At 60.7% G+C, this 14,947-nt stretch carries 13 protein-coding genes and 1 pseudogene; 8 read left to right on the top strand and 6 right to left on the bottom strand.

Going from position 1 to position 14,947, the window contains the following annotated elements; all coding sequences use genetic code 11:
* The first annotated feature begins 28 nt into the window (after window positions 1–28).
* Complete coding sequence (locus ACYCFC_RS07115; RefSeq protein WP_459653529.1) at window positions 29–865, top strand: oxidoreductase; 837 nt, start codon at window positions 29–31, stop codon at window positions 863–865.
* Between the two features lie 102 nt (window positions 866–967).
* A complete protein-coding gene (locus ACYCFC_RS07110; RefSeq protein WP_459653528.1) occupies window positions 968–2,164 on the top strand; it encodes an MFS transporter in 1,197 nt (398 codons plus the stop codon).
* A 32-nt stretch (window positions 2,165–2,196) separates the two neighbouring features.
* Here the strand turns inward: ACYCFC_RS07110 and ACYCFC_RS07105 are convergent.
* Window positions 2,197–2,913, bottom strand: a pseudogene (locus ACYCFC_RS07105) (SDR family NAD(P)-dependent oxidoreductase); the annotation flags it as partial.
* A gap of 490 nt (window positions 2,914–3,403) precedes the next feature.
* Here ACYCFC_RS07105 and ACYCFC_RS07100 point away from each other — a divergent pair.
* From ACYCFC_RS07100 to ACYCFC_RS07075, 6 genes are all read left to right on the top strand, one after another.
* Complete coding sequence (locus ACYCFC_RS07100) at window positions 3,404–4,798, top strand: aromatic ring-hydroxylating dioxygenase subunit alpha (protein WP_459653527.1); 1,395 nt, start codon at window positions 3,404–3,406, stop codon at window positions 4,796–4,798.
* Between the two features lie 72 nt (window positions 4,799–4,870).
* Window positions 4,871–5,446: a 3-phenylpropionate/cinnamic acid dioxygenase subunit beta gene (locus ACYCFC_RS07095; protein WP_459653526.1), complete on the top strand. Its 576-nt coding sequence runs from the start codon at window positions 4,871–4,873 to the stop codon at window positions 5,444–5,446.
* A gap of 58 nt (window positions 5,447–5,504) precedes the next feature.
* On the top strand, window positions 5,505–6,812 hold the full coding sequence (locus ACYCFC_RS07090) for an amidohydrolase family protein (protein WP_459653525.1): 1,308 nt from the start codon (window positions 5,505–5,507) through the stop codon (window positions 6,810–6,812).
* Window positions 6,813–6,882: 70 nt separating this feature from the next.
* Window positions 6,883–7,803: a VOC family protein gene (locus ACYCFC_RS07085; protein WP_459653524.1), complete on the top strand. Its 921-nt coding sequence runs from the start codon at window positions 6,883–6,885 to the stop codon at window positions 7,801–7,803.
* A gap of 44 nt (window positions 7,804–7,847) precedes the next feature.
* Complete coding sequence (locus ACYCFC_RS07080; protein WP_459653523.1) at window positions 7,848–9,431, top strand: phytoene desaturase family protein; 1,584 nt, start codon at window positions 7,848–7,850, stop codon at window positions 9,429–9,431.
* Window positions 9,432–9,456: 25 nt separating this feature from the next.
* Window positions 9,457–9,690 (top strand): hypothetical protein, encoded by a 234-nt coding sequence (locus ACYCFC_RS07075; RefSeq protein ID WP_312170170.1) that lies wholly within the window; start codon window positions 9,457–9,459, stop codon window positions 9,688–9,690.
* A 116-nt stretch (window positions 9,691–9,806) separates the two neighbouring features.
* On the opposite strand, the gene ACYCFC_RS07070 is transcribed toward ACYCFC_RS07075, so the two are convergent.
* The 5 genes from ACYCFC_RS07070 to ACYCFC_RS07050 all read right to left on the bottom strand — a co-directional run bounded on the left by ACYCFC_RS07070 (window position 9,807) and on the right by ACYCFC_RS07050 (window position 14,805).
* Window positions 9,807–10,163, bottom strand: a complete 357-nt coding sequence (locus ACYCFC_RS07070) for a nuclear transport factor 2 family protein (RefSeq protein ID WP_312170168.1) — start codon at window positions 10,161–10,163, stop codon at window positions 9,807–9,809.
* A 66-nt stretch (window positions 10,164–10,229) separates the two neighbouring features.
* A complete protein-coding gene (locus ACYCFC_RS07065; RefSeq protein ID WP_459653522.1) occupies window positions 10,230–11,504 on the bottom strand; it encodes an MFS transporter in 1,275 nt (424 codons plus the stop codon).
* 93 nt (window positions 11,505–11,597) lie between these two features.
* Entirely contained in the window at window positions 11,598–12,383 is a 786-nt protein-coding gene (locus tag ACYCFC_RS07060; protein ID WP_312842113.1) for an SDR family NAD(P)-dependent oxidoreductase, read from the bottom strand.
* A 67-nt stretch (window positions 12,384–12,450) separates the two neighbouring features.
* The gene (locus ACYCFC_RS07055; protein ID WP_312842112.1) at window positions 12,451–13,479 is read right to left on the bottom strand and encodes a hypothetical protein; all 1,029 of its coding nucleotides are present in this window, start codon (window positions 13,477–13,479) and stop codon (window positions 12,451–12,453) included.
* Window positions 13,480–13,527: 48 nt separating this feature from the next.
* Entirely contained in the window at window positions 13,528–14,805 is a 1,278-nt protein-coding gene (locus ACYCFC_RS07050) for a cytochrome P450 (protein WP_312842111.1), read from the bottom strand.
* Between the last annotated feature and the right edge of the window lie 142 nt (window positions 14,806–14,947).

Genomic DNA, 14,947 nt, shown 5'->3' with positions numbered 1-14,947 from the left:
ACGCTGACCATTACTCAAGGAATATGAAATGAGCAGAACCTGGTTCATTACCGGCGCTTCTCGCGGCCTCGGCGCGGCGATTGCTCAGGCCACGCTCACTGCTGGCGATAATGTAGTGGTCTGCGCACGCCGGCTCGAACAGCTGGATAAGTTCGTCGCGCAAGCCCCCGAAAGAGCGCTTGCGGTGGAGCTTGACGTTACCCGGGAGGACCAAGCGATAGCGGCGGTTGAGGCTGCCGTTACGCGTTTTGGACGCATCGATGTGCTGGTCAACAATGCCGGTTATGGGCAACTTGCACCCTTCGAAGAAAATACACCTGGCGATGCCGAGCGGCAGTTCGCCACCAATGTCTTTGGCGTGTTCAACGTATGCCGAGCCGCTTTGCCGATCATGCGTGAGCAGCGCAGCGGCCATATCTTCAATGTGTCGTCAGTCGCTGGTTTGGTCGCCATGGGAGGCGCGGCGTTGTACTGCGCCTCCAAGTTCGCAGTGGAAGGATTTTCCGAATCGCTGGCTCAAGAAGTCAGCCAGTTTGGCATCAAGGTTACGCTGGTCGAGCCTGGCGTATTCCGTACGGATTTCCTTGACCCAAGCTCCGCGGCTTTCGGCGCCAATGGGCTTGAGGACTACGCAACGTTTACCGCGAAGATCAAGGCAGGCTCAGCCGCCAACAACCATCGCCAGACAGGCAATCCAGCCAAGCTGGGCGAAGCGCTCGTGCAGCTGGCAAGCGCGGAAAAGCCGCCGCTCCGCTACGTCGCGGGATCCGGCGCTTATGAAGCGTTCACCAGCAAGCTCGACAAGGTGAAAGAAGAAATCGAACAATGGCGTGACTTGTCCGCTTCATCTGACGGCGCTTCCTAGCCGAAACGGAGCCAGCATGCTCGAGCGGACGCACAGGTTCGCTCGGTACCCTTCTTCCTCAGGGGTAAAGGCCAGCGTCGTCCACCTCAGGAGCAAGCCGCTTTGGATACCGGAACTACAACCTCCACGCGGCTCAACTTGTCGATCATTTTCATTGTCTGCTTCAACTTCATGTCCTACGTAGCCAATGGACTGCCTCTGGCCGTGCTGCCCGGCTTCGTTCTCAACGACCTGGGATTTGGTACTGTCTGGGCAGGCATCGTCATCGGCACGCAGTACGTGTCAACTCTGCTGTCACGACCACTGGCCGGAGTGCTGGCCGATCGCTTCGGCGCGAAATGGGCTGTCATCGTCGGGCTGACCGGCCTTGCGCTTTGCGGCGTACTGACCACGCTGGCGATTGTTATGCACGCCTCGCCCTCGCTCAGTGTCTCGATCCTGATCGGCGCTCGCATTATCCAGGGCATCGTTTCAGCCATGATTTCCACGCCCTGCTGCACTTGGGCCATCGGTTTGCATGGCAAGGCGCATACCGCACGGGTGATGTCCTGGAACGGCATCGCCGCCTATGGCGGTATCGCCGTCGGCGCGCCTTTGGGAGTATTGATCAGCGATCAATTCAATCTGGCCAGCATCGGGCTGTGCATTGTCATGCTCGGCCTGCTTGCGCTGCTCCTGGCGGCAGTTAGACGCCCAGCGCCGCTGTTGCGTGGCGAACGGCTGCCCTTTTTCGACGTGTTCTGGTCGGTGACGCCCAACGGCTTGGCATTGGCATGCAGTTCGGCCGGCTTTGGCAGCCTGACCGCCTTCATCGCCCTGTATTTCGACAGCCTCGGCTGGGCCAATGCCGCCTGGTGCCTGACTGGCTTCGGTGCCGCTTTCATCGTCGCCCGGCTCATCACGCCCAACGTGGTGGTACGTTTCGGTGGCTACCCAGTCGTGACGGTTTGTCTGCTGGTACAGGGGTTGGGGCTACTGCTCGTCTGGTTGGCTTCGTCGCCCGAGCTAGCTATTTTTGGAGCCTCGCTGACCGGCGTGGGAGTGTCCTGGGTTTATCCCGGACTGGCCGTAGAAACCCTGGCGCGTACGCCAGACGCCAATCGCAACTCCGCATTGAGCGCGCTTTCGTTGTTCTTCGACCTGGCTGTCGGGTTGGCAGGTCCCTTGATGGGCCTCGCTGCAGCCAGCTTGGGCCTTGGCCAAGTGTTTCTCGGCTCCGCGCTGCTTTCAGGTATCGGATTCATGCTGGTGGTATTCCTTCGCAGGCGACACCAGTGTCGGCCGCTACTGGTGCGCTGAGCCGCTGAATCTCGCTGAATCAGAAAGCCACCATCGACAGCGAGTGTGTGTCCATTGACATAGCCAGCACTCGGCGAGCACAACCAGACGATCGCACCGGCCACTTCCTTCAGGCGACCCCAACGCTTCATCGGATTGGTTTGTGCCACGGCATCGTATTTACCCTCTCCTGGAAACAACCGGTCAGACATCTCGGTAGCGAATATACCCGGCGCAATGGCATTGACGCGCAGACCCTTGGCGCCATATTCGATGGCTGCACAGCGGGTGATTCCGAGAATGCCATGCTTACTAGCATGGTAGGCAACTCCCAGCGAGCCGCCATTGACCCCGCCAACGGAAGAGATATTCACGATCGCCGCGCCTTCCTGTTTGAGTAGAAAAGGAATCGCATGCTTCATGCAAAGCCAGGTGCCTTTCAGATTGACGTCGATGACTCGATCCCAGTCCGCCTCGGCATAGTCCGCTACCGGAACGAAGGGCGTACCTTCGATGCCGGCACAGTTGACCAGCACATCCAGACGTCCCCACAGCGCCAGCGTCCGCTCAATTAGCGCCTGCACCTCGGTACTGCGGCTGACATCGGCCTGAACGAATTCCGCCTCGCCGCCAGCCTCACGAATTCTCGCCACGGCATGTTCGCCAACCTCCACCCGCCGTCCGGAAACCACCACTCTCGCGCCTTCTCCAGCTAACCCCAGCGCGCCCGCCAGACCGATGCCGGTCGTCCCGCCCGTCACCAACGCCACCTTTCCATCCAATTTGAGTTCCACGCAGTCCGCCTTCTTATTGTTGTGGTCGATTTAACTGTAGCCGAAAAATAGGCACACAATTATAAAAACCGTCCAACTTTGTGTTGGCAGCGGCGCTTAACCCGCCCTTCACGCTCGGATTGTCAGTCTGCCGGAGATAGTCGGCAAACAATGCATTGGCGACAGCCACCGGGTCAGGCGCAAGGGCTGTGATAAGCCCTGTTTCTTTGGGTACGAGAGAGGTCTAGCCGTCCAAGCGAACGATTTGCACAGCGCAAACCAAGCCTGGACCGACTGCTGCCGGTGGCGTTCCAGGGAGTTGGCGAAATGAACAGCGGCTCCAATCGAGCGCTCGCCAACAGCCGACACGTTTATTGATCCAGGTCAATTCAAAAATCGGATTCGACGAGGATACTCACGAACAAGTTGCACACTTTTATGCATTTCTGTGCAGCCAAGAATAAAAACAAACTATGGGAGAGCACGCATGACCAACACGAACCCCATCCTGAGCGACGGTACGAAAATCTCGGACCTCATCGATCTCGAAAAGCATGAAGTGAAAATGCGGACCCTGTCCGACCCCGAGCTTTATGCCCTTGAAATGAAGAAAATCTTCGCCAAGACCTGGGTCTTTCTCGGCCACGAAACCGAGATCCCGAACAAGGGCGACTTCATCGTCCGCGACATGGGCTCCGACTCGGTGATCGTCGCCCGCTCCAGTGACGAGCAGATCCATGTCTCCTTGAACGTCTGCCCCCACCGCGGTATGAGGATTTCCACCCTCGACGGCGGTAATGCCGCAGCCCATGTATGTATCTACCACGGTTGGACCTTCAGGCCCAACGGCGACTTCATCGCCGCACCGATGGAGAAAGAGTGCATGCACGGCAAAATGCGCACGAAGGCCGAACTCGGTTTGCATAAGGCTCGTGTGTCCGTCTACGGTGGTCTGATCTTCGCCACTTTCAATATCGACGGTCCGTCGTTCGAGGACTTTCTCGGCGATGCCAAGTGGTATTTCGACACCCTTTGGTGCCGCACCACCGCCGGCATGGAAGTGCTAGGCCCGCCGCAGCGCTTCACTATTCGTGCCAATTGGAAGACCGCTTGCGAGCAGTCTGCCTCGGACGGCTTTCACGTCCTGACCCTGCACCGCTGGCTCGCCGAGGTCGGCCCCTACACCAAAAAACCGGATGCAGACGGCAAAAGCGGCGACCTCAGCCCGGAGATGTATGGCACCGAAGTCTGGACCGAACACGGGCATACCATGCGCTGCATCGAACTGGACCGCAAAATCCAGCGCCTCACCGGGCGCGACCCGTCAACCATGAGCGCCGAAGAAAAACTCACCCTGCTGCCACCGCCAGGCATTACCCGGGAAATGGTGCCGGAGCTGCTCAAGCGCTTCAGCCCGGAGCAGTTGCACGTCATGAGCTGGCGTCCGCCGCAGGTGGGCAACTTCTTCCCCAATGGCCTGTTCGAGTTTATCTACCTGCCGCAGCCGGACGGCACCGTGCTCGGTGCCATGGCGCTGCACGCCTACGTGCCCAAGGGACCGGACAAGCTGGAATTCGTCAACTGGATCCTCGCCGAGAAGGATACCCCGCCGGAAATCAAGGCGCGCATGCTGCGCCAGTCGATCCAGTTGCTCGGCACCTCCGGCATGGTCGAACAGGATGACTCCGACACCTGGCCACACATGACGCTGGCGGCCAAGGGGGCGATGAGCGAGGACATCACCCTCAAGTATCAGGCCTTGTACGAAGACGACGCCAAGCCCGCCGACTGGCCCGGCCCCGGTTATGTCGGCGAGGGTTTTACCAAGGACGATACCCAGTGGCAGTGGTGGAAATACTGGCACGCGCTGATGACGGCCTGACCACCCACCCTTGTACACCCTGCCCGGCTGCACAGCGCGGCCGATGGCACGCACAGCTTCACGGAGACCACCATGAACGATTTACAGACCCTGCTCGCCCCCACCCCCCTGCCGCCGACCGACCGCAGCAAGCGCATCGCCAGCGGCAGCCCGCTCCATAGCGAGATCGTCGACTTCCTCTACGACGAAGCGGAGCTGCTGGACACCCTGCAACTCAAGGAGTGGAGCGAAATCCTGACCCAGGATATCGAGTACAACGCACCGCTGCGCCTGACCCGTCCCAACCGTCAGCAACAGCAGACCGTGGTGCGCAACGTCCAGCACCTGCACGAGAACCATGCCTCGCTAATGGTGCGCATCATGCGCATCACCGACACCCGCAGCGCCTGGGGCGAGGATCCGCCGTCGCGCACCAAACGCCTGGTCAGCAATATCCGCGTGTTCGGCACCGACAAGGCCGATGAATACAAGGTGCTGAGCTACCTGCTGGTGACCCGCAGCCGCTTCGATTTCGACACGTTCAACCTGATTCCCTGCGAACGCCAGGACATCCTGCGCCGCGAGAGCGGCCAACTGAAACTGGCGCGGCGGGAAATCATGCTGGATCAGGTAGTAATCGGCACACCGAACCTCGGCATCTTCCTTTGATCGACCCACTTGGACAATGGCCGCAGTGACTGCGGCCAACCATGGAGAACAACAACAGATGAAACTCGAAGACATGATCCTCGTCAGCGTGGACGACCACGCCATCGAACCGGCCGGGGCTTTCGACCGCCACATGCCGGAGCGCTTCAAGGGTCGCCAGCCGCGCGTCGAGCAGCACGGCGGTCGCGACGTCTGGGTATTCGAAGGCCAGGCCACCGGCTACATGGGCCTCAACTCGGTGGTCGGCCGGCCCAAGGAGGAATACGGCATGGAGCCGCTGGGCTACGAGCACATGCGCCGCGGCACCTGGGACATCAAGGCCCGGGTCGACGACATGAGCGCCAACGGCATCCTCGGCTCGATCTGCTTCCCGACCTTCCCCGGCTTCGCCGGCCAGCGCTTCCAGAACCACCCGGACCGCGCCGTGTCCCTGGCGGCGATCCAGGCCTACAACGACTGGCACCTGCACGACTGGTGCAACGTCGCGCCGGGACGCTTCATCCCGCTGATGCTGGTGCCCTGGTGGGACATGCAGGCCGCCGCCGCCGAGGTCAGGCGCCTGGCGAAGCTCGGCGTGCATGCCCTGTCGCTGTCCGACAACCCCGCGCTGCACGGCTTCCCGTCGATCCACAGCGACTACTGGGACCCGCTGTGGAAAGCCTGCGCCGACAACAAGGTGGTGATCTGCTGCCACATCGGCACCGGCATCAAGGCCGAGCACGCCTCCGAGCTGTCGCCGATCGACGCCTGGATCACCTCCATGCCGATATCTATCGCCAACTCGGCGGCCGACTGGATCTGGGCGCCGATGTGGAAGAAGTTCCCCGACCTGCGCATGGCCCTGTCCGAAGGCGGCATCGGCTGGATTCCCTACCTGCTGGAACGCGCGGACTTCACCCACCGCCACCACCACGCCTGGACCAACGCCGACTTCGGCGGCAAGAAGCCCAGCGACATCTTCCGCAAGCACATCATCACCTGCTTCATCGAGGACGATTTCGGCCTGCGCAACCTGCCGGACGTGGGCGAGGACATGGTCACCTGGGAATGCGACTACCCGCACTCCGACTGCACCTGGCCGAATTCGCCGGAAGTGGCCTGGGAAAGCCTGCGCAAGCTGCCCGAGGCGACCATCCACAAGGTCACCCACCTCAACGCCATGCGTGAGTTCTCCTACGACCCGTTCCCCCTGCTCGGCCGGGAAAACTGCACGGTCGGCGCGCTGCGCGCCCAGGCCACGCACGTCAATATAGAGCCCGCACTGGGCATGGGCGGGGCTGCGCCCAAGCGCGAGAAAGGCAAGCCGGTGACCTCCGGCGACATCAACGCGATGTTCGCCCAGGCGGACGCCCAGACCGCGTTGTAGGAAAGGCCAAGGCGCCCCTCCCGGGCAAAGGCCGGGAGGGCACGGTTCAAGACAACGACACGAGGCCAGCATGGACATCATCGGCATTGGCTACCTGGGCTTCGAAAGCCCGAACCTGAACGCCTGGCACGAGTACGCACCGCAGGTGCTCGGCCTGGGGCTGGGCAACACCCCGGCGGGCGACCCCGACTCACTGTACCTGCGCAGCGACGACCGCCGTCACCGCATCGCCTTTCACCCCGGTCCCATCGACCGCATCGCCTATATCGGCTGGGAAGCCCGCGGACGGCAGGCCTTCGACGCCGCCGTGGCGCGCTTTCGCGCAGCCGGGGTGGCCCTGGAAATCGGCGATGACGCCTTGCGCGAGATACGCGGGGTGCGCGAACTGGTGCGCTTCCGCTGCCCGGCGGGCTACCAGCACGAACTCTTCTACGGACAGAAATGGACGCCGCGCTCGTTCGTTCCCGGCCGCCTTCACGGCGGTTTCGTCGCCGACGAGCGTGGCGTCGGCCATATCGTCCTGATGACGCCGGACTACGGTCCCGAGCTGGAAGCCTTCTTCATCCAGCTGATGGGCTTCCACTGGTACGGCGCGGGCGCCGGCAAGGGCCGTACCGGCTTCTTCCGCGCCAAGCTGAACAACAAGACCAGCCACGACATCGCCTTCGGCCATGCCCCCGGCATGAAGGGCGTGCAGCACATCGGCCTGTTCGTCAAGAGCCTGCGCGACCTCGGCGAAACCTACGACATCGTGCGCCAGCGCGAGTTGCCGATGCAGATGACCCTCGGCCAGCACTGTCAGGACCCGCACGTTTCCTTCTACCACTTCAGCCCCTCCGGGTTCGCGGTGGAGTGCATCCACGAACTGGAACCCTGGCACCACGACGGCTTCGAGCTGAACCCCGAGCACCTGAGCGTCTGGGGCCATGAGCGGGTCGGACCGATCCTTGGCCCCAGCGTCATGCCCGTGGAGCGCTACCCCGACGACTGAGCGCGCGAATCCAACACCAACATCGACAGAAAAAGGACAAAAAGATGAGCAAGACCTACGACATCGTCATCGCCGGTGGCGGCCACAACGGCCTGGTCGCCGCCTGCTACCTGGCCAAGGCCGGGCGCAGCGTGTGCGTGGTGGAGAAGAACGACAAGGTCGGCGGCGGGGTCATGACCCGCGAACTGACCATTCCCGGCTTCAAGCACGACGTCTGCTCGGTGGCGCACACCCTGCTGCAGGCCAACCCGCTGCTGCGCAACGACGAGCTGGAGCTGAAGGCGAAGTTCGGCCTGCAGTACATCAACCCCGACCGCATGACCGCGATCTTCTATGACGACGGCAGCACCCTGGAGTTCTATACTGACCTGGAGCGCACCTGCCAGGCCATCGCCAAGTTCTCCGAGCGTGACGCCGACGCCTACCGCCGCTTCAACCACCAGGTGTTCCAGAACCTCGACATGCTGGTCATGGGCATGTTCAACACGCCACCGAGCGCCTCGCACCAGGCGCTGATGATGGAGCAGAGCCAGGTCGGCCAGGAACTGATGCGTACCCAGGCGATGAGCGCCTGGGACTACATTTGCGAATGGTTCGAGAACGACAAGGTCAAGATCGCCCTGGCCCGCTACGCCTCCGAGGCGATGATGAACCCGTTCGACAACGGCACCGGCTTCGGCTTCTACATCATCCTGCCGCTGATGCACCGCTACGGCGTGGGCATCCCGGTCGGCGGTTCCGGCGCCTTCGCCGACGCCCTGCGCGCCTGCCTGGAACACCATGGCGGCGAGGTGCGTACCGAGGCGCCGATCAAAGAGTTCAAGATCGAAGGCGGCAAGGCGACCGGCGTGATCCTCGACAGCGGCGAGCAAATCCTCGCCCGCCAGGGCGTGATCTCCACCCTGCACGCCAAGCAGGTGTTCCCCGCCATGGTCCCCGGCTGCGAATTGCCCGAAGGCTTCGAGCAGCGCATCCGCACCCTCAAGCACAGCAGCTTCCAGCCGTTCAACATGCACGTCGCCCTGCGCGAGGCACCGCGCTACAAAGTCGGCCCGGCGGTGGACGACTTCTTCTGGGTGGAGCGCTCGCATTCCGACCCCGAGGAGTTCGCCCGGGCCTTCCGCGACCTGGAATATGGCATCCCACGCCGCGACTTCATCGCCTATGTGACCCAGGACACCTACGACAAGACCCGCGCCCCGGAAGGCAGTCGCGTGCTCAACATGTACGCCTTCTGCCCCTACCACCTCAAGGGCGGCGCCCAGCGCTGGGACGAGATCGGCGAAGAGGTGGCCCACGCCTTCCTCGACGACCTGCGCAAGCTCACCACCAACATGGACGATGACAACATCCTCGGCTTCTCCTGGATGACCCCGTTGGACATCGAACGCCACAACAACGCCATGATCGGCGCCGATATCCTGCATTTCGGCTCCTATTCCTGGCAGATCGCCGGCAACCGCCCCGCCCCCGGCTACGCCCAGTACAAATCGCCAGTGGAAGGTCTGTACCTGGCCGGCGCCAGCACCCACCCCGGCGGCGGCGTCACCGCGGCTTCCGGGCGCAACGTGGCGCGGGTGCTGCTGGAGGAATCCGGCTTGGACTTCGACGAACTGGTCGGTGCCTGAGCCCACTGGCAGGAGCGAGCGCAGCATGAAAATGTTCAGCAAAGAAGGCGTGGAGATGATGGACGTCAAATCCATCACGCGGGACGGTGAGCGACTGGTGATCAAGGGCAAGGTCATGGGCGCCATGACCACCACCATCCTAGTCAACCCGGAAGACTGCTGGCAGGCCGCCCGGCTGCTCGGATTGCGCGTCATCCTTTGCCTGCCACTGCTACTGGCAAAAGGCTTTTGGGCTTCGCGCAAAAAGACTGAAGACTGAAGACTGAAGCTAGCGTACCGGCCTTCATCGCTGGACCCGAAAACACCTCACCGGACGTGGAAAGATGCAAAAAGGGTGCGACGTATCGCACCCTTTTTGCATCCGGAAACACTCCATCAATTCTTGATGAAATAACGCACCCAAAGCCTGCCGCCATCGAAACGGTACAGCTCAATGGTTTCGATACCACCATCGCCGTTACGCATTGCGTTGTAGTGGTAGCACGCGGCCTCTTCACCGTTGATGATGGTCTCCCTGACTTCGATGCGGCAGCGCGGCTGTTGCTGCGCCCACATGCCTTCGAGGATTTCCCAGGAATCTGTTGGCAGCGGTCGTCCGACGAATTCGATGCTCAGACCGCTACGAGTCACACTGCGGTAATGTTCGAAAAAACCTTCCTTGTCGCCATTGTTCCAGCACTCCACCTGACCATGCAGGAAGTGTTCGATAGCTTGTTTTGCCTCGTCACTCATTTGATTTCCTCGTTTCGATGAAGGGCGGTTTTACCCGCGGTAATGGTTCAAGCTCGGGCAGTCGCTTCAGGCGGTTTGCTGCTGCCGGCCGCGGTATGCCGGCTCCATCCTCAAGCAGAGCAAAATCGACGGGCCAACAATCGCAAAGACCAGGCAGCTCGTCAGCACAGCGGAGTAACCACCATAAAGCTCGAACAGGTAACCAAAAAACATTGGCACCAGGCCTGAGGCAATAGTGATCAACCCAAGGTGCAAGCCGAATATGCGAGCGTAGTCTTTGAGCCCGAAATAGCGGGCCATCAGGAACGCCGCCAGGTCGAACTCAGCTCCGGCGCTCGCCCCGATGGTCAGCGTGGCCAGCACCAATAGCGGTACGTTCTGGACATCGGCAAACAGAAAAATGGCGCAGCCAACCGCCGGCAGGGCCAAGCTGATCGCGGCCACGAGCGATGGCGAATAGCGGTCCAGCAGATAGCCGACCAGCAGCCGCCCGACGATGATCGCGATGCCGAAGGTGCCGAATACCTGAGCAGCCGTCTGTGCGCTCAAGCCTGTGCTTTGCAACATCGGCACGATATTGGTGACCATGCCGACCGTAAGCGACACCGACATAATCAACGCGACGTTGAAGCCCCAATAGGTTCTGGAGCGCAGGGCTTGCTTGTATGACATACCGGACAGTTCAGTGCTTTTCTTCTCGCCAGTCTGATTTCGGGCGGTGGTTTCCGAGGGTAAGCGCAACCAAAGCAGCGACAGTGGTAAGGTCGCCAGCAGCGGCATGGCACCCAGCGCGAAAAAGCCGGCCTGCCAGCCGTACTCCGCAATGAGCCGCGCCAGCAACGGTGGCAGAACCATTGCCATCAATCCAGTCCCGCAAAGAATGACGGCCAGCGCCAGCCCCCGGTTACGCTCAAACCACAGATTGACCAACTGAGTCCAGGTGATCGCGATGGTGCCCGCACACACGATCGGCATCAGGAAAAAAGCCAGGTACAACCAGCCGATCGAACCCTCGATTTGGGTGATCGCGAAATAGCCGATGATTTGCAGCACGATAGAAATGATGGCGACCCGTCGAAGCCCGAAGCGCCGATACAGCGGGCCAACCAGTTGAGTGGAAATGGCGACCCCGGCAAACAGGAATGTAATGGATGCCTGCAGATCACCCCGGCTCCAGCCAAAGGCCTGCTCTAGCGGAATGACCATGGTGCCAAAACCATAGAGCAATGCGGCGGTGATACTGGTGCAGATACCTACCAGACCGAGCAGCACGATGCGCCAACCCTGCTTGAATTCATTGGTATCGGTTGTCGAGCTCTGCGAACGGGATTCGGCTGTCATGACGAGACTCCTGGCGCACTCAGCGCACACCGAATGCGCGGCATGGGTTAGCGGATTGTTGAAAATTACTGCGCTACCTTATTCACCGGCTTGTCAGTGCCCTTTGAGTATTTCATCGATCGGCAGTGAGACCATGGTCGCACCGCCGTCGACCAACAGCGACGTGCCGGTGATGTAAGAGGCCTCGTTGGAGGTCAGAAAAAGCACCGCGTTGGCGATGTCCAGGGACTGCCCGAGGCGCGCCACTGGAAAGTGTTCGGCCAGTTTATGGGGCAAGTCTTCGCCCAGCGCTTCGGTCATCCGATCGGTGCCGACCAGGCCGGGTTCGACCACGTTGACCAGGATATTCAACGACCCGAACTCCACCGCCAGGCCGCGCGCGAAGGCGTTCATGAACGCCTTGCTCGAACCGTAGCCGATCAACATTGGCGTGTATTTTCGGTTGGCTTCGCCGGAAGAAATGAAAATGAGGCGGCCTTTATCCTTCGCCTTGGAAAGATACGGTGCGGCATCCTTCGCCAGCCAGAACAGGGACTGAACATTGCTGCGCACGAGACGGTCGATGCTGTCGTCAGTCATCTCGGCGATGAGTCCATGAGGGGCATCAGCCGCGCAGTGCACCACGATATCCAGCGAGCCAAATGCGTCTACGCCGCCCTCGACCATCGATCTGATCGCCGCTCGATCCGCAATGTCGCCACCCACCAGGCAGGCACTGCCGCCCAGCGCGTTGATCTGCTTGACGGTTTCTTCGCCATACCTTGCGGTCCGGGCCGATACCACGACCTTGGCGCCCTGCTTGGCGTATTCAAGGGCAATGGCGCGTCCCATGCCGCGTCCGGCGCCAGTGATCAACACTACTTTGTCGCGAAATTTCATCGTGGTTCCTCATTATTGTTGTTCTCGCGCAATCCGCGACGTCTACGTCGCGGATACCCGGTTCCTATCAGAGATCAGCGCCAAAGACGTTACGCGCCGAGCCATTGCGCCGGTCCGATTCGCCCCAGCCCAGCCAGTGCGACGGCTCGCGAGTATCGCCTACCCGCCGCCAGCGCCCTTCCTGCTGCGCGGTAACCGGAAAACCGCCAACGAAGTCGGTCATTTCGCCCTTCTCGTCCGGCAGAAACTCCCACTCTTCCGTGCCCTCTAGAATGACCTTGGCTGACTTGAGAAAGTAGCTACCGTCCTTGTGTACGGCCAAGCCTTCGATGTCGGTGGTGACCCGTACTTCACCCTTCTCATTGCTGAAAATGGCGTAGCCGAGGTGATCATGACCAACCATGAACGAGCCGGCATCCCATCTGCCGTCCTTGTACACCGTGACGAAGGACCACCAGATCACATGCTTGTTGTTGTTTACCACCAAGTCTTTCTTGAAGTGGATCGCGCCGCCTTCGGCCAGGTAAAACTGATCGAGCGCGATGGCACCTTTCACCGGCCGGCCCTCGACTACGCCAGCCACATCCCACAGTTGCGAGACATAGAATGTGCCCCACTCCACGCCTGGCAGATACCACTGCAGCCCGGTGAGCAGGCGGCCTTCGAGCTGGAACAGCCCATCTTCCTTCCAGGTCATTCGTTCGCTGTTGGCGGTAATTTCCCAGTGATTGCCCTGCTCTCCCGGCTGGTTGGTCCAGCGCACGGTGTCGCCTTCCAGTGTCTGGACCGGAATGGGCGTAAGGGCCTGCAGCGCCATCTTGTCGAAATCCATGCGCAGGTTCTTACCGTCCACGTGGTTGTTCAGGTAGAGGAACTTTGTCGGATTCGGTGTACCGTTTGGCGCCATCAGCGAGCGGACAAACGAATAGATATTGCCCTCTTGGTCACGGACCGAGCCGAACGGCGAACTCTTGCTCAGTTGCAATCCAAAGAAACCGCGGGTACCGGCCATCGCCGCACCCGTCACCTTGTGCGGACCCACCAACTGCTGAAAGCCGAAATCGCCGCGTTCTGGAATAGACTTAAACGTTCTCATGGGTTCCCTCTTTTTATTGTTTGCTGAAGTGATATGCGCAGTCGGCGGTCAGTCCCAGATCACCGGGATAGAAGAGACGCCACGTAGCTGCGCACCGCTGATCACAGGCACAGGTTTGCTTGGGTCGAGGCGGATATTGGGGAAAAGATCAAGAATCGCATTGATCGCACAGGTCAGCTCGAGCTTGGCCACGAACTGCCCAATGCACATGTGCGGGCCGAACCCGAAGCCAAATGACGGCTTGGTTTTGCGATCGATATCGAACACATCAGGGTTCTCGAAAGCATCTTCGTCACGATTGGCCGACACGACCATGCACTGAACGAACGAGCCCTTGGGAATCCGCACACCACCGATTTCGACGTCCTTGGACGTCTCGCGAACCTTGAAGGTAGCCACCGGTTCATAGCGCACGGTTTCGTCGATCAGCTTGGGTATCAGGTTGCGGTCCGCGCGGATGCGGTCGATCAGCCCCGGAGTGGTCATCATTAGCGTGATCACCGAGCTGAAAGTGCGCGTCGTGGTCTCCCCCGCGGCCGGCAACAATGAGCGGACAAAGGTGGTGACCTCATGGTCGTCCAGCATCCGGCCCTCGTGCTCGGCGCGCAGCAACTGACCGATCAGGTCATCGCCCACGCTACCGGCGGCGCGGCGCTGGACGACTACTTCCATGATCGCATCGTATAGCGCCTTTACCGCGATGCCGGCCTGGCGGCGGGCCTCAGGGGCTTTTGCGGGGTCGATCTGGTTGCCACCGACCATGGCCAATGCCCAGGCGGCGTACTGGCGGTACTTCTCGGGATCGCCATCAGGGAAGCCCATCAAGGAGTACATCTCGCGGATCGGAAAGTTGAGACCAAAGTCCATCAAATCGGCGCGCTTGTGTTCGACCATGGGCTCCAGAAAATGATGGCGGATCACGTAGTCGATCTTGTCGCGCCATTTGTTCACTGTTTGCGGCATGAAGGCTGGCTGCAACAGCGCGCGGACCCGACGATGCTGCTCACCGTCCATTGCGAGAATGATCAGGCCATCAAAGAACGCGCCCAATCCTTCAGCGATGAATCCGCTGGTGAAACTGACCCCGTCCCGCAGGACGGCCATCACGTCGTTGTACTTGAACAAGGCGAATGTAGGGCGTGTGCCCTGTTGCATCCCGGCGTTCGTCGGCACACCAAACTGAGCCACGAAATCACCCTCGTATACGGGAGAGTTGTGGCGCATCTCCCGGCTGAGGGCGTGGATGTCCAGATCCGCGCCGCGGTACATTTCGGATACCGCCGAGTATGCGGTTTCCAGGTCCATCGCGGTATTTTCGGTGCTCATCAAAACTCTCCTTTTACATCGAATCAATAGGGAAGCGAGTCGCCGCGATGTGTTCCAATCCACCGGCAATCCGGACAGCGATACGCAAGACCAGCGCAGACCGCCGAGCTGATCGCGAGCGTGAAAACATACTGTCTGGTTT

It is taken from the genome of Stutzerimonas sp. NM35 (assembly GCF_054604355.1).
This window is presented reverse-complemented; position numbering and strand designations above follow the sequence as displayed.

What these genes read in the sequence shown, in the direction of transcription:
- ACYCFC_RS07115 (WP_459653529.1), top strand. Translation starts at nt 29, where the DNA reads ATGAGCAGAACCTGGTTCATTACCGGCGCTTCTCGCGGCCTCGGCGCG.
- ACYCFC_RS07100 (WP_459653527.1), top strand. Translation starts at nt 3,404, where the DNA reads ATGACCAACACGAACCCCATCCTGAGCGACGGTACGAAAATCTCGGAC.
- ACYCFC_RS07095 (WP_459653526.1), top strand. Translation starts at nt 4,871, where the DNA reads ATGAACGATTTACAGACCCTGCTCGCCCCCACCCCCCTGCCGCCGACC.
- ACYCFC_RS07090 (WP_459653525.1), top strand. Translation starts at nt 5,505, where the DNA reads ATGAAACTCGAAGACATGATCCTCGTCAGCGTGGACGACCACGCCATC.
- ACYCFC_RS07085 (WP_459653524.1), top strand. Translation starts at nt 6,883, where the DNA reads ATGGACATCATCGGCATTGGCTACCTGGGCTTCGAAAGCCCGAACCTG.
- ACYCFC_RS07080 (WP_459653523.1), top strand. Translation starts at nt 7,848, where the DNA reads ATGAGCAAGACCTACGACATCGTCATCGCCGGTGGCGGCCACAACGGC.
- ACYCFC_RS07075 (WP_312170170.1), top strand. Translation starts at nt 9,457, where the DNA reads ATGAAAATGTTCAGCAAAGAAGGCGTGGAGATGATGGACGTCAAATCC.
- ACYCFC_RS07070 (WP_312170168.1), bottom strand. Translation starts at nt 10,163, where the DNA reads ATGAGTGACGAGGCAAAACAAGCTATCGAACACTTCCTGCATGGTCAG.
- ACYCFC_RS07065 (WP_459653522.1), bottom strand. Translation starts at nt 11,504, where the DNA reads ATGACAGCCGAATCCCGTTCGCAGAGCTCGACAACCGATACCAATGAA.
- ACYCFC_RS07060 (WP_312842113.1), bottom strand. Translation starts at nt 12,383, where the DNA reads ATGAAATTTCGCGACAAAGTAGTGTTGATCACTGGCGCCGGACGCGGC.
- ACYCFC_RS07055 (WP_312842112.1), bottom strand. Translation starts at nt 13,479, where the DNA reads ATGAGAACGTTTAAGTCTATTCCAGAACGCGGCGATTTCGGCTTTCAG.
- ACYCFC_RS07050 (WP_312842111.1), bottom strand. Translation starts at nt 14,805, where the DNA reads ATGAGCACCGAAAATACCGCGATGGACCTGGAAACCGCATACTCGGCG.